This is a genomic window from uncultured Chloroflexus sp., assembly GCF_937951745.1.
GTDB lineage: Bacteria > Chloroflexota > Chloroflexia > Chloroflexales > Chloroflexaceae > Chloroflexus.
The window spans coordinates 1-24,156 of sequence record NZ_CALFBQ010000053.1 but is presented as its reverse complement, the minus strand read 5'-3'; the positions used below and the strand labels follow the sequence as shown (position 1 = coordinate 24,156).

19 protein-coding genes and 1 tRNA gene are annotated in these 24,156 nt (G+C 57.7%); 6 read left to right on the top strand and 14 right to left on the bottom strand.

Annotation, left to right across the window (positions count from 1 at the left end):
- The 7 genes from Q1A59_RS13085 to Q1A59_RS13055 all read right to left on the bottom strand — a co-directional run.
- Positions 1-407: 6-phosphogluconolactonase (locus Q1A59_RS13085; RefSeq protein ID WP_299645100.1), on the bottom strand; the 407-nt coding region annotated here is incomplete at its 3' end.
- A gap of 249 nt (positions 408-656) precedes the next feature.
- The gene (locus Q1A59_RS13080) at positions 657-1,655 is read right to left on the bottom strand and encodes an aminoglycoside phosphotransferase family protein (RefSeq protein WP_298405964.1); all 999 of its coding nucleotides are present in this window, start codon (positions 1,653-1,655) and stop codon (positions 657-659) included.
- Complete coding sequence (locus Q1A59_RS13075; RefSeq protein WP_299645099.1) at positions 1,652-5,023, bottom strand: flippase activity-associated protein Agl23; 3,372 nt, start codon at positions 5,021-5,023, stop codon at positions 1,652-1,654. Before Q1A59_RS13075 ends, Q1A59_RS13080 begins: the two co-directional genes overlap by 4 nt.
- Positions 5,024-5,160: 137 nt before the next feature.
- Positions 5,161-7,608 carry a flippase activity-associated protein Agl23 gene (locus Q1A59_RS13070; protein ID WP_298407348.1) on the bottom strand — a complete coding sequence of 816 codons (2,448 nt, stop codon included), beginning with the start codon at positions 7,606-7,608 and terminating at the stop codon, positions 5,161-5,163.
- A 342-nt stretch (positions 7,609-7,950) separates the two neighbouring features.
- Entirely contained in the window at positions 7,951-8,238 is a 288-nt protein-coding gene (locus Q1A59_RS13065) for a hypothetical protein (RefSeq protein WP_298407351.1), read from the bottom strand.
- 170 nt (positions 8,239-8,408) lie between these two features.
- Positions 8,409-9,647 carry an MFS transporter gene (locus tag Q1A59_RS13060; RefSeq protein ID WP_299645098.1) on the bottom strand — a complete coding sequence of 413 codons (1,239 nt, stop codon included), beginning with the start codon at positions 9,645-9,647 and terminating at the stop codon, positions 8,409-8,411.
- A 94-nt stretch (positions 9,648-9,741) separates the two neighbouring features.
- A tRNA-Val gene (locus Q1A59_RS13055) sits at positions 9,742-9,818 on the bottom strand.
- 194 nt (positions 9,819-10,012) lie between these two features.
- On the opposite strand from Q1A59_RS13055, the gene ppk1 reads away from it, so the two are divergent.
- On the top strand, positions 10,013-12,115 hold the full coding sequence (gene ppk1 / locus Q1A59_RS13050) for a polyphosphate kinase 1 (protein WP_299645097.1): 2,103 nt from the start codon (positions 10,013-10,015) through the stop codon (positions 12,113-12,115).
- Here the strand turns inward: ppk1 and Q1A59_RS13045 are convergent.
- Positions 12,099-13,292: a DUF3095 domain-containing protein gene (locus tag Q1A59_RS13045; RefSeq protein WP_299645096.1), complete on the bottom strand. Its 1,194-nt coding sequence runs from the start codon at positions 13,290-13,292 to the stop codon at positions 12,099-12,101. The genes ppk1 and Q1A59_RS13045 overlap by 17 nt on opposite strands.
- Before the next feature lie 153 nt (positions 13,293-13,445).
- Between Q1A59_RS13045 and Q1A59_RS13040 the strand changes: the two genes are divergently transcribed.
- A complete protein-coding gene (locus tag Q1A59_RS13040; RefSeq protein ID WP_298406334.1) occupies positions 13,446-14,828 on the top strand; it encodes a peptidase MA family metallohydrolase in 1,383 nt (460 codons plus the stop codon).
- 43 nt (positions 14,829-14,871) lie between these two features.
- On the opposite strand, the gene glyA is transcribed toward Q1A59_RS13040, so the two are convergent.
- Together glyA and Q1A59_RS13030 are read right to left on the bottom strand one after the other, a co-directional pair.
- Positions 14,872-16,128 carry a serine hydroxymethyltransferase gene (gene glyA, locus Q1A59_RS13035; protein ID WP_299645095.1) on the bottom strand — a complete coding sequence of 419 codons (1,257 nt, stop codon included), beginning with the start codon at positions 16,126-16,128 and terminating at the stop codon, positions 14,872-14,874.
- 102 nt (positions 16,129-16,230) lie between these two features.
- Positions 16,231-16,962, bottom strand: a complete 732-nt coding sequence (locus tag Q1A59_RS13030; RefSeq protein ID WP_298406331.1) for a metal-dependent hydrolase — start codon at positions 16,960-16,962, stop codon at positions 16,231-16,233.
- A gap of 210 nt (positions 16,963-17,172) precedes the next feature.
- Here Q1A59_RS13030 and trxA point away from each other — a divergent pair, with 210 nt between their 5' ends.
- Positions 17,173-17,505: a thioredoxin gene (gene trxA / locus Q1A59_RS13025; RefSeq protein WP_298406322.1), complete on the top strand. Its 333-nt coding sequence runs from the start codon at positions 17,173-17,175 to the stop codon at positions 17,503-17,505.
- Entirely contained in the window at positions 17,502-17,825 is a 324-nt protein-coding gene (locus Q1A59_RS13020) for a metal-sensitive transcriptional regulator (protein ID WP_299645094.1), read from the top strand. Before trxA ends, Q1A59_RS13020 begins: the two co-directional genes overlap by 4 nt.
- Before the next feature lie 45 nt (positions 17,826-17,870).
- On the opposite strand, the gene Q1A59_RS13015 is transcribed toward Q1A59_RS13020, so the two are convergent.
- From Q1A59_RS13015 to Q1A59_RS13000, 4 genes are all read right to left on the bottom strand, one after another.
- Positions 17,871-18,188 carry a helix-turn-helix domain-containing protein gene (locus Q1A59_RS13015; protein WP_298406318.1) on the bottom strand — a complete coding sequence of 106 codons (318 nt, stop codon included), beginning with the start codon at positions 18,186-18,188 and terminating at the stop codon, positions 17,871-17,873.
- A gap of 107 nt (positions 18,189-18,295) precedes the next feature.
- Complete coding sequence (locus Q1A59_RS13010; protein ID WP_299645093.1) at positions 18,296-19,558, bottom strand: DUF5010 domain-containing protein; 1,263 nt, start codon at positions 19,556-19,558, stop codon at positions 18,296-18,298.
- 103 nt (positions 19,559-19,661) lie between these two features.
- Positions 19,662-21,821: a sodium:solute symporter family protein gene (locus Q1A59_RS13005; protein WP_299645092.1), complete on the bottom strand. Its 2,160-nt coding sequence runs from the start codon at positions 21,819-21,821 to the stop codon at positions 19,662-19,664.
- Between the two features lie 39 nt (positions 21,822-21,860).
- Positions 21,861-22,142, bottom strand: coding sequence for a DUF4212 domain-containing protein (locus Q1A59_RS13000; protein ID WP_298482486.1), 282 nt, complete (start codon positions 22,140-22,142; stop codon positions 21,861-21,863).
- Between the two features lie 344 nt (positions 22,143-22,486).
- Between Q1A59_RS13000 and Q1A59_RS12995 the strand changes: the two genes are divergently transcribed.
- Together Q1A59_RS12995 and Q1A59_RS12990 are read left to right on the top strand one after the other, a co-directional pair.
- Positions 22,487-23,464, top strand: a complete 978-nt coding sequence (locus tag Q1A59_RS12995) for a deoxyhypusine synthase family protein (RefSeq protein ID WP_298482484.1) — start codon at positions 22,487-22,489, stop codon at positions 23,462-23,464.
- Positions 23,465-23,589: 125 nt separating this feature from the next.
- A partial coding sequence (locus Q1A59_RS12990; protein WP_299645091.1) for an alpha/beta hydrolase occupies positions 23,590-24,156 on the top strand: 567 nt, incomplete at its 3' end.

Sequence of the window (24,156 nt, the reverse complement as noted above, 5' to 3'; positions counted from 1 at the left end):
CCACCGTGCGCAGTCAGCAGTGCCGCCGTTTGTTGTTGGTAGATCGCCGCTGCCTGCTCAGGGTCGCGATAGTAGGTTGGCACCGGAAAAACCTGCTCGGCCTGCACCGGCACGTGATCGAGCAGCGTTTGGCGAGTGGCGCGGTAGGTGTTTTCGGTATCGTCAAACGGAACATACCGCTCATCGGCAAACAGCACACTTACTGTGCCCCAGTCGATCTGTTCACGCAACGGCGGGTTAGCCAAGAGCGGGTAGAGGCGCGTCGTCAAACTACCTCCTGAAAGTGCCACAAGCGCCTTCCCGCGCTCGTTAATCGCTGCCGCCAACTGCGTGGCCACCAGCGCCGCCGCTGCCCGGTACAGCTCATCGGCGCTGTCGTAGACCTCAATGGTGCGCTGTGGAGTCATAGTGCCATTCCTTGTGGTATAGCTGAGGCGCTATTCCTGTGCGGGATCGCGATGAGTGCGTTACCACCGAGAACGCAGAGAACGCCGAGTGATAATCCCCCCTCTGCATCCGCTGTGGTATCCCTTCTGCTATCCCGCCGTTACGGTTAAACAGTTGGGGAATGTTTTTATCTCCGCCTTCACCCCTACCCCACGTGGCGAGAGAGGCGATCAGCGAATTTCGGCCATGTACCTGCCAATGCCGCAACGCTACGGCGTCGATGATCCCACGACCACAAGCTCGGCCAGCATGCGCCGCGCTGCTTCCGCATCAGCCTCGTGCGGCAACCCGCGCACATAGCGATCGCAGGCGCTCCACGCGCAGGTTAGCAGACGCAACATCTGTAACCGCTCGCTCTCAGCTTGGCTCAAGGCGCCGGCGCTGCAATAGCCCTCATACAAGCCCTCACACCACGCTGCCGGCAAGTGCGCCCGCAGGCCAAACGCCAGATCAAAGAGGCCGTCGCCGCTGATGAACCAACCCGGTTCTTCCAATGCCTCTAAGTGGACGTGCTGGCCGCCTACTGTGCAACGCACCGCCTGCGGGCCAAGATTGCCGTGGATCAACACCGGCGTTGGACAATCAAGCCGCGGATCGGCGAGCGCCGTCTGCAATGCCTGCACCTCTTCGGCACTAAAGACCAACTGCGGCGCTGGCGGGCTGGCCAACCGCTGACCAATCGCTTTTAAGACGTGCTGCCAGCTTAGCCGCGGCCACCTCCCACTGATGGTTGGCCGGCCCGCCCCCGGCATGCGCTGCCGGTGCAGCCGCCGCAAGGCTCGTCCCGCTTGGCGGGCAATGCTGTGGAGCAAGTGGTCATCAGCCAGCTCTGCCGCCGTCTGGCCAGCAATAAAACTCTCGACCGTATATGCAAAAGGCACGAAGGTTTTGCTCAGATCGCGATGAATGATACGCGCTCCCGGCACTCCTTCCAGCGCCATTCCCCGCAAGAAAGCCACATGCGCAGCCAGATCATCTTCCGGCGCGACCCGCAAGATAACGTGCTCGGTGGGCAAGGTCAACCGTACTAGCAGATGGCGCTCAGTTTGCCGGTAGAGCGTCGCCGCCTGCGGGCGCAAATTTAATGCCCGCACCACCATGCCGGTATAGTCACCCAACCGGCTCAAGCTGCGCTGCCACGCTTCACTCAACTCAGTTGCCGCTGGCGAGATAAAGTGATTGAGATGGCGAAAGTCAGTGACGATCATGGCGTTGCTGGCGCTAGTGCCGGTAAGCTAAAGCGAGCCGCTCGCCCGCCAATCCGATCCACAATCCAGATGCTGCCGTCTGTCGCGACAACCAACCCGCTGGGGCTGACAATCGGCACACCATCCTTGCCCACCCCCGTCCAACGCAATAGCGCCTCACCGCCAGCGTTCGCTGTCAGCACGTGCTGGCGCGACGGCACTGCTGCGTAGACCATCCCGTCAGTACTGACCGTCAGCATGGGGTCGTCGTAAGTATTGGCTTGCCAACCCGCCACCGGCCATGTCACCAATGGGGTAGGATCGATCCGGCCATCGGCGGCGCGGGTAAAGACCTGCACCCGCCCGTTCCACGTATCGGCCACATAGAGATTGCCAGCGGCGTCGAAGGCAAGGCTAGTCGGTTCGTTGAATTGGCCGGGGGCGCTGCCGGCGCCGCCGAATTGGTACAGGAAGTTGCCGTTGCTGTCGGTGACGACGATTCGCTTGTTGCCGGTATCAGCGATATAGACGTTGCCGGTGGAGTCAACCGCCACTCCGCGCGGCCCGAAGAAGCCGAGCGGCGCGGTAGCATTGCGAGCCGGATCGCCTTCAGTAATCGTCGCCCGCCGCCCGTCGCCCAAATCGAGATCGCCGCTGCCCCAGCTCGCTACCGGGCGCAAGCCGGCGTCGTATTTCACAATCCGCGCATTCCACGTATCGGCGACGTATAAGTTACCCTGCGCATCGAAAGCTAAGCCGCGCGGTTCGTAGAACTGATCAAGCCCGTTACCCTGCGTGCCGAAATTGCGCAGCAGGGTACCATCCGCCGCAAAGACCTCGATCCGGTGATTGAGTGTATCGGCCACGTAGATATTCCCCTGCCGATCAATAGCAATCCCGGTAGCGCCACCGCTTCCGCTCGACAACCTGATCTCGTTGAGCGCGGCGAGGCGGAGCGACGGCGCGGCAGTCACAGTCGTGGTCGCCTGCCCGACGCCGCCGGCCAGATCGCGCCGCAGCCACACCTCCACTTCGCGCGCGCCGGGCACGAGCGGCTCCGGCAATTGGCGGAAGAGCAGATAGCGGCCTAACGCCGGCCAGTTCTCGCTCCGGAACGGCCACAACAGCGCGTCAAATGGCCCGTTCAATTCGCTGCTGAGGTCGCGCCCACAATCCTCTTGCGCCGCTGCGGCTGACCACGTGCTGTAGTAAAACCGCTTATAACCGGGGCTGCGCGGGGCGCATTTGCTACCTTCAGGGAACCACCAATTGAATACGCCCGCTTTGCCGTAGGGCTGCACATACGACTCGCGTAATATATCGCGTAGCCGATCGGTCACATACGGCCGGTAGAGCATCACCATCGGCGCCAGATCACGGTTACCGTCAGGCATCGTTACCGTCAGTTGATCGACCGACGGCACGCGCCCCAATTCGCTGCCATTCACCCAGACGATGTTCTTAAAGTCGCGCAGATACCACTGTAAGGGCCATGCCAGCGATCCCTCGGCAGTACGGTCACCGCCATCGAGAATGAGCGGCATTGTCAAGCCGCCAGTGGTATCTTGCGGGCTACGATTGCCCCGTGTCAAATTGATCGCCAAATCGCGAATATCAGCAGCGTACCGCGGTACGTCGGGAGCGGTTTGGGTGTAGATCAATGGCTCAACCGGCACGTCAGGATGGTCATAGACTACTAACCACGAAGCGCGGATCATATATGCTGACAGCACGGTTGCGACCGTCAGCCCCAATGCTACAAGGATCGGCTTGACCCCCAACCGCCCAATCAAGGTGAGCAGCGCATAGATCAAGCCAAATACGATCAGCAGCGGAATAATCGCTTGCAGAAATGCGTTTTGACTGCCGCTGCCCAACCGCCAGAAAGTCACGCCGATTGCTGCCGCTAGCAAGATCACGATGAGCGGGATCAACCAGATTTGCGCCGGCGACCGCTCACGCCGGATCAGATCGATCATCCGCCCAATCACCCACGCGGCCAGCAAGTTCCCCGGCAACGCCATATGTACAACTAGCCACGGCATCTTTTCGCCGGCCCACGAAAAGATGATGATCGCGGTAAAGAACCAAAACACTACCAGCAAGGGGTAGAGTGGCCACGGCGCGAACGTGGTGAGAGGCACCACTACGTCAACATCAGTCTCATCCTGCTCAGTTTCCTTCGGCGCCGGCTGCACCGCGCGCCGGCCCGCCAACCACCGCCGGACAACCGCTACCATCATAGCAACCACCACGCCGATCCCACTGAGCACTGCGAGCGGTTCGTACAGCGGCAGCAACATCAGGTAGTAATACCACGGTTGATCACCGCGGGCATACTCTTGCTGACTACCCAACCAATAAATCAGACCGGCAGTAATACCATCAATGGCACCGGGCAAATAGGTAAAGAAACTTGTATAGAGCACCAGATAAATACCACCGAGAATTGCCAATGCCGTCCACAGGACGAACCGCTCTTGTTGCCAGAGTTGGATCAAGCGAGTGGTCAAGATCGGCTCCGGCGGCCACAATCGTTGGCAGAGCCATGCCAATACCAAGGCCGAAGCAACTAAGAAGGCTTTTTCACCGACGTATAAGCCGCGGCCAAACGGCAACGGCGGGTTGATAACCATCAGCGCGACACAGATGCCGATCACTGCCAGCAGCACGATGTTGAGATACCGGGCAAACCGGCTTTCGGCCAGCAATCGCATCAGCACAAAGATACCAAAGATAAAGAGCAGGATGTAGTACAGCTCATGGGTAGCAATCGCCAACGCCAGCCCGGCTGCCGTCAAATATAGCCACTGTCGCCGACCAGTGTCGATCCAGCGCAGCGCCCCGATTACCATCCACAGCTCCCACAATACCATCAGACCATCGTGGCGAGCAAAGCGGGTATAGTAGAGCAACGTCGGTGAAAAGCCAAGCAACAGTGCAGCAATCAACGCCCCAGCGCGACCAAGGTACGGCCGCAGCCACCACGCCGACGCCACTAGCCCAATCCCGGCCAGCGCCATCGGCAAGCGCGCCTGTGCATCGCCGTCACCAAATAGGAAATAGACCAGCGCAGTGAGGAAGTAGAGCGACGGGCCGTGGTAAACCGGATCGTAACAATAGGTCTCGTGAAACACATTCCCACGAGGATTGCCGTTTTCATCCAGACCGCTCCAGCACGAAAACGCTCCTGCGCCACTGTAGAGTCGCCAGCTCGACCACGCATGGATCGACTCATCGTGGTGGAGCGCCATGCGCTCAAGCCCCCACAGATGGGCAATCACGCTGGTCAAGACGATCAACGCATAAAGCGCCGTCTCCCACCGCAGCCAACCGGCCCGCAAGCGCCGGTCGAGCAACGTATCAGTTGTCAGGGTTTGTATCGCCATAGCATCAATGCAAGAGCCACCAATTCGCTCGTATCATCCTTTACAGCGCGGGCCACCCGCCTACCTGCTCATCCAGCTCAATCCTACACGGTCACAGCACTACTGTACCCTAGGAATAGGGCATAACAGACCTACCCCTACCGCTCCGGCATCCGCAGCGATCCACCCAACCCCACCCCAATCTGCCGCGCCAACTCCGGGCGCACCGCGATGACGAAATCGGTCGAACCCAACCCAGCCGGCGGCTGGCGAAACATCAAGTAGCGCCACAATTGCGCCGACGTTTCATAATCAAACGGGTTCCGCAGCAGCCGGTCGAGCAGCGAATTGCCATTCAACCGATACGCTTGATCTTCGGGGAACCACCAGCGCAGGGGGTAGCGCTGCACCACGAACTCCTCTAAGTACGCCCGATTTTCGGGATAGCGGTCGAGGTTCTCTTGCAAGAGCAATACTGCTTGCACCTCTTCTGCCGGCGGCCCGTTTAAGCGGCCTCCCGGAACATAGATCGCTCCCGGCCAATCGCGCAAATACCAGAGCCACACCGTCTCGTTATCGTACATCACCGGCAAGCGCGTACCGCCGCCGCGCCGCATCGCCGCTTCTTCCAATCGCCTGATCACCCGCATCACGTCAGGGGAAGTCTGGGTATAGACCATCATCTCACGAGCGACATCACCGGTCTGATAAGCAAGGCGGACGCTGCTACGCACCGTGTACAGGCCAATTACAACAGCGAGCCAAATGGCCGTAATCGCCGCCATCACCCTCCATCCCCAGCGCAAACCAGCGCCAATCACCAGCAGGATGAAGAGCGTCATTGTGAAGAGGACTACCATCCACGGCTGGATCGGTGAGGCTGGCCCAGCGGCAACCGTGATCGAGAGCAACAAAAAACCAAGGCAAACAATAAGCGTAAAGAGGAGACCAAAACCAAGGAGCGCCCCTTTCGGCAAGCCCAACGCTCCCGGACGCCATTCATCCAGCCAGCGCCAGCTGCCAGACGGCATTGGTGCTACATCACCAGCGCCGGCCACACCACTCCGGTCAGTCATTACCGGTGCTTCCACCTCTGCCGTCGTCTCGTGCCACCCCATTGACCAACGAGCCACCTCTTGTTGGGCGAGTGAAATCAGCTTCGCCAACGCCCATGCAAACAACAGAGTCAGCGGTAGCGTAAGATGGATCGTCAGCCACGGCATTTTCTCGCCGGCCCACGTGTAGATGCCAAACGCGGCCACTGACCACCATGCGATCAAGCCAATCGCAAACGCTTCTGGCCAACGCTGGCGCACCGCTTGGATCGCCAGCGGCAAACCGACCGCCGCGCCTAACAGCAGCAACGGCTCGTAAGTAGCGAGGATCACGGCATAGTAATGGCCGGGTTGGCTGCCACGCTGCACGTTATGTTGCGCCAACCAATAGAGCAACGAACCGGCCACCCCCGAAATCAGGCCGAGCAGGTTGGTGAACATTGCCGTAAACAGCAATGTATAGATCGTGCCGGCAATGGCCAACGCCACGTACCAACGCCGATCCGCCGCCAGACTCGCCACCACCGTCGCCGCCGGATCGTCGCGTGCCAGTGCTCGTTCCCACGGCGTTGCGCCGCTCGCATCGCGCCGGCACCAAATCAGCCAGATCAGCAGCGCTAACCCACCAGTGAGCAGGATCACCACGCTGATCACCGCCGGATGGTTTACAAACCGGCCAATGTCGGCTAGATAGCGCACAGCATTCTCCCACACGGTACGTCCGCCATCGCTATCCGACCGGTTACGCACTAACAGCGCATACCCGTTGTCTTCAGTTTCCAGCGGCGGCCAACCAAAGATCGGCCCCGGCTGATCAACCACAATCACGCCGTTCACGTCACGCTGGGCATGGTGCCCGCCATCAACCACGGCAGTGCCGGGCAACACAAAAATCAGCAACACCAACGCCACGCCCAACCCGCCAATGATCGCTAATCCCGGCCGGTACACTTGCCAGCAGAAGATCGCTGCCAGTGGCGCAGCTATGATCAAGGTATAGAGGTAGGTCGTCTCTTGATTGGTCAACATCAACGCCAACGCCGCCGCTCCTAGATAGAGCCAGCGCGGACGAGGATCAGCAGCGTAGCGCACGATCGCCACCAAAACGAGTATCTCAAAGACGACCGAGTAAATATCGTGGCGAAAAAAGCGCCCTACATAGAGCGCTACTGGCGAGATCAGCAAGTAGAGGCTTGCAATCAGCGCCGCCGTTCGCCCAATCACCGGCCGTAGCAAGATTGGACTAAGGGTGAGGGCAATGCTGAACAAAGCTGCACTGAGACGTGCGGTCGTATCATTATCGCTAAACAGAAAGAAAAAGAATGCGCCAAGGTGGTAGAGCAGCGGCCCGTGCAAGAGTGGGTCATGCATATAGCCACGCCCACTGAAGAGGTACCATGAATACGCGGCGTGCAGCGTTTCGTCGTGGTGCAACGCGCGATCACCCAATGCCCACAACCGGCTCACAATCGCGAGCACTGCGATCACCGCATAGACCACCTGTTCAACTGTAGGAGTCCAGCGCCGTGTAACGGCTTCAGGCATCGACATAGTTTTCAGCACGCCGTGATATGTTTATCGAAGTCGCAGGCATTGTACACGAACGCTAGACGCAGAGCAAGCGTAGAGATTCTCTTCCCGCCACCGCTTGTCATTGCGAGTAGATATAGGCCCACGCCGAGGGGCTGCAACACCAGATTCTCTTCCCGCCACCGCTTGTCATTGCGAGGGCGCGTAGCACCCGCAGCAACCCCCTGCTTTAGCGAAGACAACCGCTGTGCGCCTCCTCTCGCCCGCGCAGGAGATTGCTTCACCGCCGCCGGCGGCTCGCCCTGATAAGGCATGCCCAGTACAACATCGAGTGCCGCAGTGTGACTGCCGCAATCGATAGCCTCAATACGGAAAAAAGTCCTCTGGCATCACCTGCACATCCTTCAAAATCGCGATCACCCGCTGATCATCGCGCCGCACCTGACTGATCTGCCCGCTCACATAACGTTCTTGCTCGCGCCAATAGACCGTATCGCCTTGCCGCAAATCGATCAACGCCGGACGCAAATAGCCACCAGCACAATCAATCACAATCCGTTGCTGGCTCAGCTCATCAACCGGCAAATCGGTATACCGCCGGCCATACCCACGCCGGATAACTGAAATGGTGCGAAGGGATGGTTGTGCCATAATAATGTTAAATGTTTGCCAATGCGTAATTGCTACCTCGCTTGATCAACGAATCCAAGCCGCAAAGTGTCCAACGGGGGTGGGAATGTAGCGAACCGCCACCAACATCCAGCCATCAAATCCCGCACTCCACCTACCTCCCCTACTCCCTATTCCCCACCCTTTACTCCCTACTTCCCCACTCGCAGCAATGCAAACAAGGTCACCCCTAGCAACCGGATCACGCCGGCCACCAACAACATCGGCACAATCCCGATCACGTCAGCAAACAGTGTTGCCACCAGCGGCATCACAAACAGCGCAAGGTTTTGCAAGGTTTGAAACAGCCCAACATACGTCGCCTGCCGCTCAGCGGGAATCGTGCTCAACACCAAATCAAAATTGACTAGATCGTTGCCGGCGACACAGAACGTTACCAGTCCGGCCAGCACGGCCAGCAACCACGGTGAATCGGTCAGCGCCACCCCAAACGGGTACAACGCCATGCCGAGACTGCTCGCCAGCAACACGCCGCTATTGCCCAACCGTGGCGCCGCCGCCGACCAAACCGCGTATGCGACCAGCAGCACTCCATTGCCGACCATGCTAATCAAGCCGATCCAGCTATCGTTAAGCCCGGTCTCGCGCACGTAGTAGAGCGGTAACAGGGGGATCGCCATCGCCACACCGCTGCGGAACACAAATGCGCTCCACGCATAGTGCATAAACGCCGGCGGCGCTTGCTTCAGCGCCACAAGTAACGAATTATCACCGCGCTGAGTCGCTATCGGGGTGCGTTCGGGCAACGTAATCGCCCGCGAAAAGAAAAAGCTCAGCAATCCGCCAGCGACCGAGCCGATAAAGACGACTTGATAGTTGAGCGGAAAGGGTATTTGATCAAGTACTCTGCCGATCAACGCTACCGTTACTGCCGTCGCCAAGCCCAGCATCGACCAGCGCATACTCATTAGCGCATAGCGGCGCTGCAGCCCAGCCACCCCGCCCATCACAATCGTAAACGCGACATTGACAAAGGTTGAGGGGATCGTCACGAGTGCCCAGATAATGATAATCATCCACGGCACTGCGGTGAGCGGCAAAATGAACGGCAATAGGCCGAATACCGCATACGAGGCCAGCACCCAGAACCGCATGCCCGAATACCAGACCACAATGTTGCTTTGCCGTTCGAGGAACCGCCCGATCGGCAAGGCAAACAGCGCGCCGGCCAGCGCCGGCAGCGAGGTAATCATGCCTACCAGCAAGCTCGATGCACCCAAACGGGCTAAAAAGACGGGCAAAAACACACTCACCCCGGTGACGATCCCAACCCCAATGCCATCAATCAGCACGTTGCGAATATTGCGTTCAGTGACATCGGTTGGACGTACCAGCGCGCGCAACTCGGCGCGCGAGATGAGCGGTCGCATGCTGCTGCTGCCTTTGATCGGCTCACACTCCGCGGTGAGCGATCTTCGATCGGTGTGAAAATCAGTGCGCGGCCACGTGGCCGCGCAAGTGGGGTGGTGGGCGATACTGGACTCGAACCAGTGACCTCATCGGTGTGAACGATGCGCTCTAACCAACTGAGCTAATCGCCCGCGTTCTGGCGAAGAGTATAGCACATCTGGCCGGTTTGTGCAAATCACTGATCCCAGCTATACTATGCTCATACAGAGCTGTTGCCGATCATTGAACGTTCATCTGCTGCTCGTTCGTTCCATCGCAGCCCGAAGTCTCACCCGACCCGTATTTGCTTAGCTGACGGGTTGATCATATTTTTACGGTCATGCCTATGACGGTTCCATCAGCACCGCTGCCCGATGTGCAGCCAGTTCTTGAGTCGCGCTATTTCAATCGTGAATTAAGCCTGATCGAGTTTAACCGCCGCGTGCTCGAAGAGGCGATGGATCCGCGTAACCCGCTGCTCGAGCGGGTGAAGTTTCTGGCTATTTTTGCCTCTAACCTCGATGAGTTCTTCATGATCCGGGTCAGCGGCATTAAGCAACAGATCCGCGCCGGCGTTCAGAAACGATCGCCCGACGGCCAAACCCCCAGCGAGCAGTTGAGCGCTATTCGCCGCACCCTGTTGCCGATTCTTGAACAAGAGCGCGATCTGCTGCTGAACGATCTGCTCCCGGCGCTGCACGAACATGGTATTTCGATCCTGAATACCGTCGCCCTCAACGAAGCACAACGGGCATGGGTCGCCGACTATTTCCGTCGCCAGATCTTCCCGGTGCTGACGCCGTTGGCGTTCGATTCGAGCCGGCCGTTCCCTTTTATCTCGAATTTGAGCCTCAATCTGGCTGTGGTCATCCGCGATCAGGCCAAAGGCGAGCTCTTTGCCCGCATCAAGGTACCCGAAGTCTTGCCGCGGCTTATTCCTTTGCCCACCGAACTTTGCCCGCCTAAAGGCGATATTCCGCCCGGCCGTTGTCATTGCTTCGTCTGGCTTGAACAGGTGATCGCCGATCATCTCGAACAACTCTTTCCCGGCATGAATGTAGTTGAGGTCTATCCCTTCCGCGTTACCCGCAACGCCGATGTCGAGATTGAAGAAGACGAAGCAGATGATTTGTTGGCAACCATTGAACAGGGCCTGCGCCAGCGTCGCTTCGGCGAAGTGGTGCGCTTAGCGATTGACGATGGCATGCCTGAACGGATTTGCCAGTTGCTCGCCGCCAATCTCAAGGTTGGCCCCGAAGACATCTATTCGGTGCGCGGCCCGCTCGGCTTAAGTGATTTAATGCAATTGACGCGCCTTGATCGCCCCGATCTGAAGGATCCGCCGTATGTGCCGCGGCTGCCAGCGATGCTGAAGAACGGGAATAATATTTTCGATACCATCCGACAGGGTGATATTTTGCTCCACCATCCGTACCACTCGTTTACGCCAATCATTGATTTTATTCAGGCTGCTGCCGAAGACCCAAATGTGCTGGCGATTAAGCAAACCCTCTACCGCGTGGGGCGCAATTCGCCCATCGTGCAGGCGCTCATGCATGCCCGCGAGCAGGGCAAACAGGTGACGGTAGTGGTTGAACTCAAAGCCCGTTTCGACGAAGAAAACAATATTACATGGGCGCGGGCAATGGAACGGGCCGGTGTGCATGTCGTCTATGGCTTGGTTGGCCTCAAAGTGCATGCCAAACTAGCCATGGTTGTACGCCAAGAGAGCGATGGCATTAGGTGTTATGTCCATCTCGGCACCGGTAACTACAACGCGGTGACAGCCCGAGTCTACACCGACCTTGGCCTGCTCACCTGCCGGCCCGAAATTGCCGCCGATGTGGTTGATCTGTTCAATTATTTGACCGCTTACAGCCGGCAGAAGGAGTACCGCACCCTCTTGGTCGCTCCGGTCAATCTGCGCCGGCGTATGATCGAACTGATTGAAGAAGAGATTGCGCTCCACCGCTTGCACGGCAATGGCCGGATTATCTTTAAGATGAACGCACTGGTCGATCGCAAGATCATTGATGCCCTTTACGCCGCCTCGCAAGCCGGCGTCCAGATCGATCTGATCGTGCGCGGGATGTGCTCGCTCCGCCCGCAAGTGCCCGGTCTATCCGACAACATCCGCGTGCGGTCGATTGTCGGCCCGTATCTCGAACATAGCCGGATCTACTATTTCTACCACGGGGGCAAACCCAAGATTTACATCGGCAGCGCTGATATGATGGAACGCAATCTCGATCGCCGTGTCGAGGAACTCTTCCCGCTGACCGATCCGGCAGCAGTGCATTACGTTACCGAGACGTTGTTGACGACCTATCTGGCCGATAATGTGCGCGCCCGCGAACTGCAACCTGATGGCCGTTACGTGCGGGTGACACCCAACGGCCACGAAGTGATCGATAGCCAAGACCCGGCCCGGATTATTCCCGGCTGCTGACCGGAGCCATCTGGCGCAGCCGCCGTTTGAGGTCAAGCGCGGCAAGGGTAAAACCGCCATCAGCGCCGTCAACAAAGTGAATCTGGCGCCCCATCCGCTCGAAGACCACGCAGGTGAGCATCACCTCTGGCGAGCGGTGCGCACCAAACACTAGCTCACCCGCTGCAGCGCGCGCTTCCAACCATGCGAGTAGTTGTGCATGCTGCTCATCATCGCCCGAAATGATCATCCGCAGCACATCATCGTATTTGCGATAGTCGGCTGCCGTCACCACATGCTGCCGGTAACGATCCCACCATGGATCTTCGCCGCGCAATTGTTGCAGCCACCGATAGCCGAGTACACCTAAATTGAGGCTATAAATCTGCGCCCAGTACGCTAGTTGCGCCATCCGGCCCAACCCGCCGCGTAGCCGCGCCTCTGGCCAGAGCGCCACCGGCTTGGCACTGGCTTGCATTCGTGAATAGTGCAACGGATGATACGCCTGATCGCCACCATAGATCTGCTCAATCGCGTCGATGACCATCCGGTACACCGCCATAGTAGCCGCCGAATCAGCCTGCGGCAAGACCTGTACAATCAGGCACAAAGCCGCTCCATGCGCTGGTGGGATGGTGTTCCAACGACACTCGAGACCGTTCAGGTTCGCTTCATCAGGATTGCCGGGAGCAACCAACACATCTACCGCCGTCTCTTCATCTTTCACTAACCGCTCGGCATAACTCATTCCGCCACCGCTAAACACCGCCTGCGCGACCTGTTGGTTCAGCGCTAGTCGCCCAACTAACACCCGATAACCGGCCTGCGCGATCGCGTTCACTGGCACGGCCCCAACCCGCAGCTCAAGGTTAAACGCCTGCTGGGCCAAGCCGCTGACCGCGCTGAGCGCCCGTAACGTCGCCTCAGCCAATTCTGGCGGTACTGCCAACGACGCACCGTCACCGCCAAACACGAATGGTATCTCGACGTCACCAGCCACATTCAGCGCCGCAGTGATTGTGGCGGCCCCGGCCATATTCACCTCTTTATACCGGCCTTCGGCCACCGCGCGCGTCGATCCACGCACATCGCAAACGATGACCGTCCAATCATCAGGCAACGGCTGGTAAGCGTTCAAATCAGCAATATCGCTGAACTTGGTCAAGAGTGGCAGTTGCGCGAAAAAAGATGTTGTCATAGACGTTTAGTTAGGATGGCAATGAAGTTCGTTACCTTGGTACAAGCGCTGGCGGCAATAAAGCAGGAGCTCACTTCCGCCAGCAATGTTCTAGCATATCCCCTATGACCATGGTACACTATCATCGTTATGGATTGCCTTACTACAAAGATTATGATCAGATTACGGCTCTGGCTGATCACGCTGGCAGCATTATGCGCATGGCTGGCTGGTGGCGTGGCGCTGGCTCAACCAACGTGGATCGAGCAAAGCACGGCCTATTTCCGCCTCGTCTATGCGCCCGAAGATGAGGCGATTGCTGACGAATACGCTCTTATTATCGATACATTGTATAACGAACTAAGCACCACCTTCGCCTTTCAACCACCTACACCGCTGACCTTACGCCTCTACCCCACTAGCGTGTCCTACTTTACCGCCAACCCCGCTGCGCGCAATGTCCCCGGCGTGATCGCCCACGCCGATTTTCGCCGCCGCGAAGTGGTGGTCATTGTCGAGCGGGCGCGCCACCAGAGTGAGACGGCTCAGATCAACAACTTGCGCCACGAGTTGACCCACATCTTCGCCGCCGAGCTCAGCAATGGCCGGTTGAATGTCGGTTTGCAAGAGGGAATTGCGCAGTACATGGAATTGCCGGGGCCGGATCGCGACGACAAAATCGCTCTTCTGCGCGATCTCACTCAGCGCGGGGCGTTGTGGTCGTGGGCCATGTTAGATGACCGTAACGCGATCTACGGCCAACCCGAACTGAGCTACCCGCAAACATGGTCAATTGTTACCTTTTTGATCGAGCGTGATGGCTTCGAGCAGTTTCGCCAATTTCTCACCGCATTGCCCCAAAGCAGCGGCTACCGTTCGGCAATGGCAGCGATCTATGGCGTCTCGGCCACCACCCTCGAAAGCGAATGGCGGGCATGGCTGCCTGCCTTTTTGCAGCTCGAACCGGCTGCCATTCCCTCGACGATGATTGATTTAGCGCCGGCACAGGCATTGCTTTCCGCCGGCGATTATGATCGCGCCTTGCACGAACTCGAACGCCTTAGTGCAATTGCCGGCGCCGAGACGCAAAACCGCATCGCTGCGCTGCGAGCGCGGGCACAGATCGGGCAGCGCGCCAATCAATTAACTGAGGCGGCTCGTACCGCATTGCTTAACGGAGATTATGAACAGGCCGAGCGCCTCATTGGTCAAGCCGAGCAAGCCTACCGCGAGATCAATGACCGCCGTCAAGCAAACGTGCTCGCCGAGTATCGATCGCGGGTGGCGCGCGGGTTACAAGCCGGTGAGACACTGCGCCGGGCTGATGCACAAGCCCGCCGGTTCGATATCTTTGGCGCACAGGCAAATGCTGAAGCGGCTGCGCGTGAGTTTGCCGCTTTGGGTGATGAGGTGCGGCGCGATAACGCTCTAGCGCTGCGCCGCAGCCTTGCCGAACAGCAGCGTACTCTCGCCGCTGCTTTACTCTTCTTTGGCGCGGCTGGGCTGGCAATCCGGTTCATTGGTCGCCAATTGTGGCCCGCGCCTGAAGCGTGGTGATGGGTCATACCGCGGTGCGGCCCGCCAACAAAACAAATGGATGTTAGCGCACCTGTACCATATCGGCAGGCACCGGAAAATGGCGGCACAACTCGCCCACTTCAGATGCGATTCGCGCCAACCGTGCTTCGTCGTCAGGATACATCAATACCTCGCCGATCCACGCCGCAATTTGCACCATTTCACGCTCGCGCATGCCGCGCGTCGTCACTGCCGGTGTCCCAATCCGAATACCGCTCGTCTTCATTGGCGGCTGCGGATCGTCGGGGATGGCATTCTTATTGACCGTGATCGCCGCTTTATCCAACGCCCGCTGCGCCTGCGCACCGGTCAGGCCGGTGCTTCGCAAATCGACCAGCATCAGGTGATTATCGGTACCGCCACTCACCAACGTTAACCCTTGCCCGCGCAACCCTTCCGCTAGCGCCCGTGCGTTAAGCCGGATCTGGACGGCATACTGCTTGAATTCAGGCCGCAGCGCCTCGCCGAAGGCAACCGCTTTGCCGGCAATCACATGCATCAGCGGCCCGCCTTGCGTCCCCGGAAAGACGCTGGAATTGATCTGCTTGGCAAACTCTTCCCCCATCAAAATAAGACCACCACGCGGCCCACGCAACGTTTTGTGCGTCGTGGTGGTAATGATATGCGCGTGCCCCACCGGCGACGGATGCTCGTCGGCGGCCACTAACCCGGCAATATGGGCAATATCGGCCATTAACAATGCGCCGACTTCATCTGCGATCTGGCGCATACGAGCAAAATCGATGATCCGCGGGTAGGCGCTTGCACCTGATGTAATCAACTTGGGCCGGATTGCACGCGCCTTGGCGGCTAAATCGTCGTAGTCGATCTGGCCGCTCTGCGGATCGACGCCATAGAACTGCACGTTATACCACTTACCGGAAAAATTGACCGGGCTGCCATGAGTGAGGTGGCCGCCGTGATCAAGCCGCATGCCGAGAATGGTATCACCGGGTTGCAACAGAGCAGTGAACACCGCGATATTGGCTTGCGCCCCGCTGTGCGGCTGGACATTCGCGTGCGTCGTGCCAAACAACTGGCAGGCGCGATCGATCGCTAACTGCTCGATTGCGTCGACAAACTCACAGCCACCGTAGTAGCGCCGTCCGGGCAAGCCCTCGGCATACTTGTTGGTCAACACCGAACCCTGCGCTTCCATCACGGCGAGGCTGGTGTAATTCTCGCTAGCGATCAGCTCAAGCCCTTGGCGCTGGCGTTGCGCTTCACGCTCGATCAAATCGGCAATGATCGGGTCAGTTGCGCGCAAATGTTCAAGCATCGTCTCTTCTCCCTGTGTTTATGTCGTGTAAAAGTGAAAAAGCCGTTCTGTTTGCCGGATGATACCGGCAAACAGAACGAACGTGCCATCATCGCTCCTCGCTTAACTTACCGACTCACCGGGCTTGAGCGCAATCACCTCAGTGGTTACGCCAAACTCGCGGCAATGTTCGACCAAAGCCTCTGGCGTCCCGCTCAAAATAGGGAACGTGCCAAAATGTTCCGGGATCGCATACTTGGCACCGATCAACTTCAAGGCATACGCCGCCTGTCGCGGATCCATCGTAAAGTGATCGCCGATCGGCAAGATCACCAGCTCAGGACGGTACAATTCGCCGATGATCTGCATGTCCATGGTCACGCAGGTATCGCCGGTGTGATAGATGGTAAAACCATTGCTAAACCGTAACACATAACCGGCTGCCGTGCCCAGACTGACAATTTGGCCATTCTCGTAGATCGTGCTCGAATGGTGGGCTGTCGTCATTGTCGCCCGCACATCGGCGACTGTCACCGTGCCGCCTTTGTTAAAGCCGACAATTTGCGCCGCCGGGATGCCTTCGCCTTCAAGGTAGGCCACCATATCGTATTGGCAAACGACTGTCGCCCCGGTTTCACGGGCAATATCCACCAGATCGGCAATGTGGTCAAAGTGGCCATGCGTCACAAAAATCGCTGCCAAGTTCTCACGCACCCGTGCCTTCCACGGCTCAGGGCAGGCCGGATTACCGTCAACCCACGCATCGATCAAGATATTGCGGCCCTCCGGCGTCGTTAAGTGGAAGGTGCCATGACCAATCAGGGTAATCGTAACATCACGCCCTAGCGTTGCCAAGGTTGCCTCCTTCCGGTCACAAAACACGAACTACTTATGGGCCGATGAAAGCTCTAGATGGTGCTGATCACGCTCTCAGTATAACACAGAGCATCATCCTCTTGACAACTGGCCCAGTGCTAGGTATAGTATACCCCCGGGGGGTATGTTTACTACCCGCACTGCGGCAAAGCAACCGCTACTTACGAATGAATGAGGAGGATAGAATCAATGGCTAAGCCCATCGTCGTCAACGATTCCGATTTTTCCGAGAAGGTCTTGCAATCGAGCACGCCGGTCGTGGTCGATTTTTGGGCGCCGTGGTGCGGGCCGTGCCGTGTCATCGCCCCTATCCTTGACAAGCTAGCCAACGAGTATGAGGGCCGGCTCACTATTGCCAAGGTCAATACCGATGATAATGTGCAGTACGCTTCCCAGCTCGGCATTCAAGGTATTCCGACGCTAGTCATCTTTAAGAACGGCAAAGAAGTCGGGCGGTTGATCGGCGCGCGACCGGAAGCGATGTATCGCGAGATCTTCGATAAAGTGCTGGCAATGGCGTGAGCACTCCACCACCAACGCCAGACCCGGCAGGTGAACGGCCTATGAACGCCGGTTACCATCCATTGGCGCCTGAACGGCGCGACGAACTGGTGCGCCGTCTACGGCGTATTGAAGGCCAAGTGCGCGGCATTCAGCGCATGGTGGAAGAGGGTCGTGACTGCCGCGATATTGTTCATCAGATCGCGGCCATCCGGCAGGCATTGGCCAGCGCCAATAGCGTTGTGCTCGAATGCTATGCGCAAAATTGCCTGAGCGATAGCGAACGTTGCCGCGCCGAAACGATCAACGAGCTGATCGAGCTATTTAAAGACGTTTGTTAGCCCGCTATGCGCCGGGGGTGAGCATTTACTCACCCCCGGCTTGTGTTATTCAGAACCTACTGCGGTTGCCACCTCGCCAGTTTCGGTCGCTTTCCCATTCAGCAAGATAGCGAGTAAATCGCGCACTACCAAACCTTGCTGGGCTGGATGGCGCAACGGGCGATCGGCATAGATGGTGTACCGGTTGTGCCGGCCCTCGCGCACGTGCGAAATGTAGCCAGCCTCGTGCAGATCGTGCAAAATACGTTGTACAGCCCGCTCGGTAATTCCAACCGTCTGCGCTATGTCGTGCGCTGTCACCCGCGGGTTACGGGCAATACAGAGCAAGACTTGCGCATGGTTGGTCAAGAATGTCCAACTCATACGATCGTCTTTCTAGACGTAGAATGCAAATTCTCGTTTCATAATATTGTACCAGCGTTATTGGTTGCGAGCGAGGGAAAGGATACACGCCTCAATCGTGAGCGACTTCACGGCGCTGACCCAAAGGTTGCTCGCCATTCACGAATGATTTGCAGGTAGAAATCGGGCGGCAGGGGGCGACCATCGCGGTCAGTGTACGTCGCCGGCGCCACTGCGGTATTCTCCGGCCATTCATTCCACGTCTCGATCAGTACCAGATCGGTATCGGGCGGGATGGCCGCAAGGCTGGCGCGCAGAAATGCGCCGGGAGCGACAGGACCGCCGCCGGGAGGTTCATCACGCGGCTGCACCCGCGGGTCGCTTACCCCCGGAATGCGCGAGTTATCGAACCCCGGCCCGACGCTGCTCACCTTAAACCCGCGCAATTCGCCGGTATACGGCCCGACTAGCGCCGTCCCCCAGCGGTAGACGCCATCAGCCACCTCGGCACTGCTCGGCAAACCCGCCGGTGGGGCCAGCGCCTGTGGGTTAAGCCACGTCTCTTCGAGGATCAACCACGGCTCGACACCAAAATCGGCACGAAAGGCATCTTTAACTGCCCGCCATAAAGCGCCACTCAATTCGATATGATCGCAGCACAGAGCCGTATAGGTAATGATGATCGGGCGGCCATCAATGATTGCCCACATCTCACGAGGCACCCGCTGAAAGAAATCGCGAATGTGCAGGTTGTAAAAGAAATACCCACTGCGCGGATCGCTGAGCGGTAAGCGCGGCACATTCGGCCCAAACCGGTACCCGTTGCCCAAAAACTCTTGGTACATCCCCTGTTGTGCCGTTGTATCGAGAAACATACCGATTTGTAATGGGCGGTCAAGTACGCCATTCGCTTGCACCAGCAGATTAATCCGATCTTGTTGAAACCACGGATGAGGGTGATCACCCCAGCTTACCGGAAACACGATGTCGATGCCGGTAGCGGCCATTGTGCGTAGCTCTTGTTCGTACCAGTCGTAGTTGTACGATGAATAACTTAAGCCATCACGCGGGTCAGGATCGTCAGGCAAAGGTGTCAACCAACCGGGTGGCACTGCGCGCAGTTGGTCAGCATTACATTCTTGTTGTGGGCAGTTGTACCAGTAGAAAAAAAACGTGCCGAGCGGCGGACTGCGCCGGGCCGGAGTTGGGGGAACTGTGGTGGCCGCCGGTGGGGTTGGCAAGATTGAGTTGGTTGGCGAAGGCACTGCTGTTGCTGACACTGCCGGCGTAGGCTCAGCAGGCGGCGGCAAGCTACAGGCAGCTACGGTAACGAGCAGCGTCACCGCGATAAACGATTGTAGACGCACTAGCAGAGTCTTGATCGTATCCATACACTGGCAGTATAGCACGATCAAGCACCAGCCGGCGGTTTACCCAAACACAAACACGGCGCGAGCAACGTGCCCGCGCCGTGACTGCCGTTGAACAACCAACCTACTTCGCTGTCGCCACCTTATCGAGCATCTTGGTCATTCCCTCATCGTCAGTGATGGGATTGCGCAAGCTTTCGACCAGATCCTGCGTTTCTTTCGAGGGTTCCTTCGTCAGCAGGCTCACGACCACAATCAAGATGATCGCCACCGGCAGACCGAAGATGCCCGAACCGAGGTGCGAAATGCCCAGCACATTAAACGCCGGGTTCATATAGTTGTTGAACATGTAGAAGAGAGTAACACCCAAACCGCCGATCATACCGGCAATCGCACCGGGGCCATTGGCTCGCTTCCAGAAGATACCGAGCAGCATCACCGGGAAGAAGGTCGCGGCGGCCATCGAGAAGGCCCATGCCACCATTTGGGTAATGAGGGCAAGGCGCGGCAGTGCCAACAATGCTGCAATGACAGCAGCCACCACGATCATCGACTTGCCCAGCACAATGCGGGTATTGAGGCTTGCCTTGGGGTTAATGGTGCGGAAGTAGATATCGTGGGCAATGGCCGACGCAATCACCACCAGCAGACCATCAGCGGTGCTGAGCGCCGCGGCAAGGCCACCGGCCGCAATCAGCGCGCCGATAGTGAAGGGCAGACCAGCAATATCCGGCGTCGAGAGCACCACGAGGTCGCCGTCAATACCATCAGCCGCAGCGCGGCCCAGCTCATTGAGTTGCAAGATGCCGTCCGTGCGAGCCTTCGTCACTACAGTGCCCGAAATCTCACCCGCGCGGCCTTTGCCCTCACCTAGATCCTCCCACGGGCCAAGGTCGATCTTGCCGTTACCATTGGTGTCTTCCACCACCAACGACTTCGCATTGATCAAATTCTTCACCCAGCCCGGTTCTTTACCAATTTCGACGCCATCAATTGCCTTCAGGTCGCGGATCACAATCAGACCATTGCTGGCCCACGTCTTCGTCCACGCTGGCAACTGGCTAATCTCCTTGCCAACCACATTCTCAAGAATCTGCCAGCGCGAGAAGGCAGCATAGGCCGGCGCAGTGAAGTAGAGCAAGAAGATGAAGAAGAGCGACCAACCGACGCTCATCCGGCTTTCACGCACGCTCGGCACCGTGTAGAAGCGAATGAGAATGTGCGGCAGACCGGCAGTACCTAGCATCAGACATGCCATCAAGGCGAGGAAGTTCCACGGCGTGCCACGCCAGTCGCCGAGTTCAGGCTTCTTGGCATCGGGAATGGTCTGCAGCGCCGGTGGCGTCAGATTCAACCCGAACTGGGTGTTCAACTGCTTGACGGCATCAACTGCGGCTGCGTTGCTCAAATTTTCATTAAAGGGCGGAATGTAACCGCTGGTAACGAATTTCCCCGGCACCACTGGCGACTCGCTGGTCTTTGCCAGACCTTGCTCTTTCTCAAGCACTTGGATACGCTGGAGCGCTTGTCCGTAGCTCAACTGCGGGATAGGGAAGCCGGTCAATTGGATCGAAAGCGCTGTTACTGGGATTAGGTAGGCAATAATGAGAATAATGTACTGCGCCACCTGCGTCCACGTCACTGCCTTCATTCCACCGAGGAACGAACAGACCAGCACACCCGACAGGCCGAGCACCACACCGATCGTATAGTCAACGCCGACGAAGCGCTGCATGATCAGACCGACGCCGACCACCTGCGCCGTTACGTAGGTCAGCGAAACGATAATCGCGCAGATCGCCGCTACCACGCGGGCGGTGTTGCCACCGAAGCGCGCGCCGACAAAGTCGGGAATGGTGTATTGGCCAAACTTGCGCAGGTACGGGGCGAAGAGCAGCGCCAGCAACACGTAACCGCCTGTCCAGCCCATAATATAGGCCAGACCATCGTAACCGAGCAGCCAGAGCGTACCGGCCATCGAGATGAACGATGCCGCACTCATCCAGTCAGCGCCAGTAGCCATCCCATTGAAGACAGCCGGCACATTGCGCCCGGCAACATAGTACTCATCGAGCGCCTTTGTGCGCGACAGAATGCCGATGGTCGCGTAGAGCGCCATTGTGAGCAGCAGGAAGACCCAGCCAATGATCTGCGTGGGCAGACCGGCAAAGACCTCAAGCATGAGCATAACCAAGCTCACGACGATGAAACCGATCGTAAAGTAGCCGTAATAGCGCGCCATCCGATTGCGGAAGACGCTCTGGCTCTGGGCCGAAGCAGACATGCGCGTTTCTCCTCTGCAACTACGGAAACCGATACCAAACTAGCGATCGCGATCACTCAAACCGTACTTCGCATCCAACTTGTTCATGGCATAGGCGTAATAGAAAATTTCCACCACGAACACGATCAACGATCCTTGGCTACCCATGTAGTAGCCGAAGGGAAAACCAGCAATCACAATGTTATTTAGAGCTTCAACAAATGGAACCGGCACATACGAGACGACGAACCAGATCGCGATGAGAATCGAGATCAGGCGTAGGTTCTCCTTCCAGTACAGCCGATTACGCTCCGCCGCCGGGAGCTTCGCCAGATCCGACATAGGACCTCCTTCACAGACGCTGTGCTTCTCCAAGGCGATGCATATCCAATATTGTTGCGAACAGAACGCTAATCTCACGAACATGGTGAGAGAAGCCACAGACAGGGTCGGCAATCGAAACAGCGCAATGTTCGCAACACGCTGGCTATGCATCTTATATCGCGGTACGATGATTGTAGCAACCCTTTTTCAGTGCAGGTTAAGTTTTGTGTAAAGTTTTGGTAAATTATCCCCTTATTTCGGGTGATACCCTTCACGATCCGGTCGTTGTTCTTGCCATGCTATAATCAGCCGTAGGCTTCGTATCACCTTGCAATGCCCATACGAACGAAGGGAACAGACCCATGACCAATAGCACAATCAGTCAATTCATCCGTCACCATTTTCGCCACTTTAACGCGGCAGCGCTCGTCGATGCCGCCGATGGCTATCGCGCTCACCTTGAGCAGGGCGGCAAGATGATGATCACGCTGGCCGGAGCAATGAGCACCGCCGAACTAGGCCTTTCGCTGGCCGAGATGATCCGGCAAGAGAAGGTGCATGCCATCTCATGCACCGGCGCGAATCTGGAAGAAGATATCTTTAACCTTATCGCACACGATTTTTACGAGCGAGTACCGCACTATCGCGACCTTAGCCCCCAGCAAGAGCAAGAACTGCTCGAACGTCACATGAACCGGGTAACCGACACCTGCATCCCGGAAGAAGAGGCGATGCGGCGGCTTGAGAAGGCCCTGCTCGATGAATGGCTGAACGCCGACCGCGCTGGCGAGCGCTATTTCCCGCACGAGTTTATCTATCGCCTTTTGCGCACCGGTAAACTCGAACAGTATTACCAGATCGATCCGCGTGATTCGTGGGTTTACGCGGCAATGGAGCGCAATCTGCCGATCTATGTGCCGGGTTGGGAAGACTCGACCACCGGCAATATGTATGCCGCCCACTGCATCACCGGCGAGATCAAGAATGTGCATACGGTGCGCACTGGCATCGAGTACATGATCGATCTGGCCGATTGGTATACACGCACGTCCGCCGAATCTTCGATCGGTTTCTTCCAGATCGGCGGTGGTATCGCCGGCGATTTCCCGATCTGTGTAGTGCCGATGCTGCATCAAGATTTGGGTCGGGAGGGGGTGCCGGTGTGGGGCTATTTCTGCCAGATTAGCGACTCAACGACGAGTTATGGTTCGTATTCTGGCGCTGTTCCTAATGAGAAGATCACGTGGGGTAAGCTGGCAGTTGATACGCCCAAATTTATTATTGAGTCGGATGCAACGATTGTGGCGCCGCTGATCTTTGCGCTCGTGCTCGGATGGTGAGGCCGGCGGATGGTGGCGTCGCACGGCTATGCGACGCCACTGTTGGTCATCCACCCGCAAGCCAGTATCATGCAGGTGATGGGTTTATTGGAACGTTAGTCGCTACCGGCTCAAGAGATTCACCATTGCTGAAACTAATGGTGCAACTGCTTGGCGTCATGGCGCTCGGATATACCCTACTGTGCGCTACAGCATACGTGGCGCAAGAACGGCTGCTCTTCTTTCCTGAATATGACCCGCCCGGCACACAATACAATTTTGGCTGGCCAGTAGAAGAGGTGTTTATTCCGGTTGAAGGCGCAACCCTGCACGCGCTCTGGTTTCGCACCACCAACCCCACAGGTGTTATCCTTTACTTCCACGGCAACGGCGGCAGTTTACGGAGTTGGGGCGCAGTAGCGCCTGATTTTATTATCCGCGGCTACGAGGTGGTTATGGTAGATTATCGCGGGTATGGCCAGAGCAGCGGTTCGATCAGCAGCGAAGCGCAACTGCTCGCCGACGCAGAAGCAGTTTATGCTTGGGTGCTGGAGCGCTACCCAGAATCGCAGGTTGTCCTCTACGGCAGTTCGTTAGGAACCGGTTTTGCCTCGTGGCTGGCAGCCAATCATCAACCCAGCCTGCTCATTCTTGAAAGCCCATTCTACAGCATTGAAACGCTCGCGCGCCGGATGTTTCCGTGGGTGCCGAGT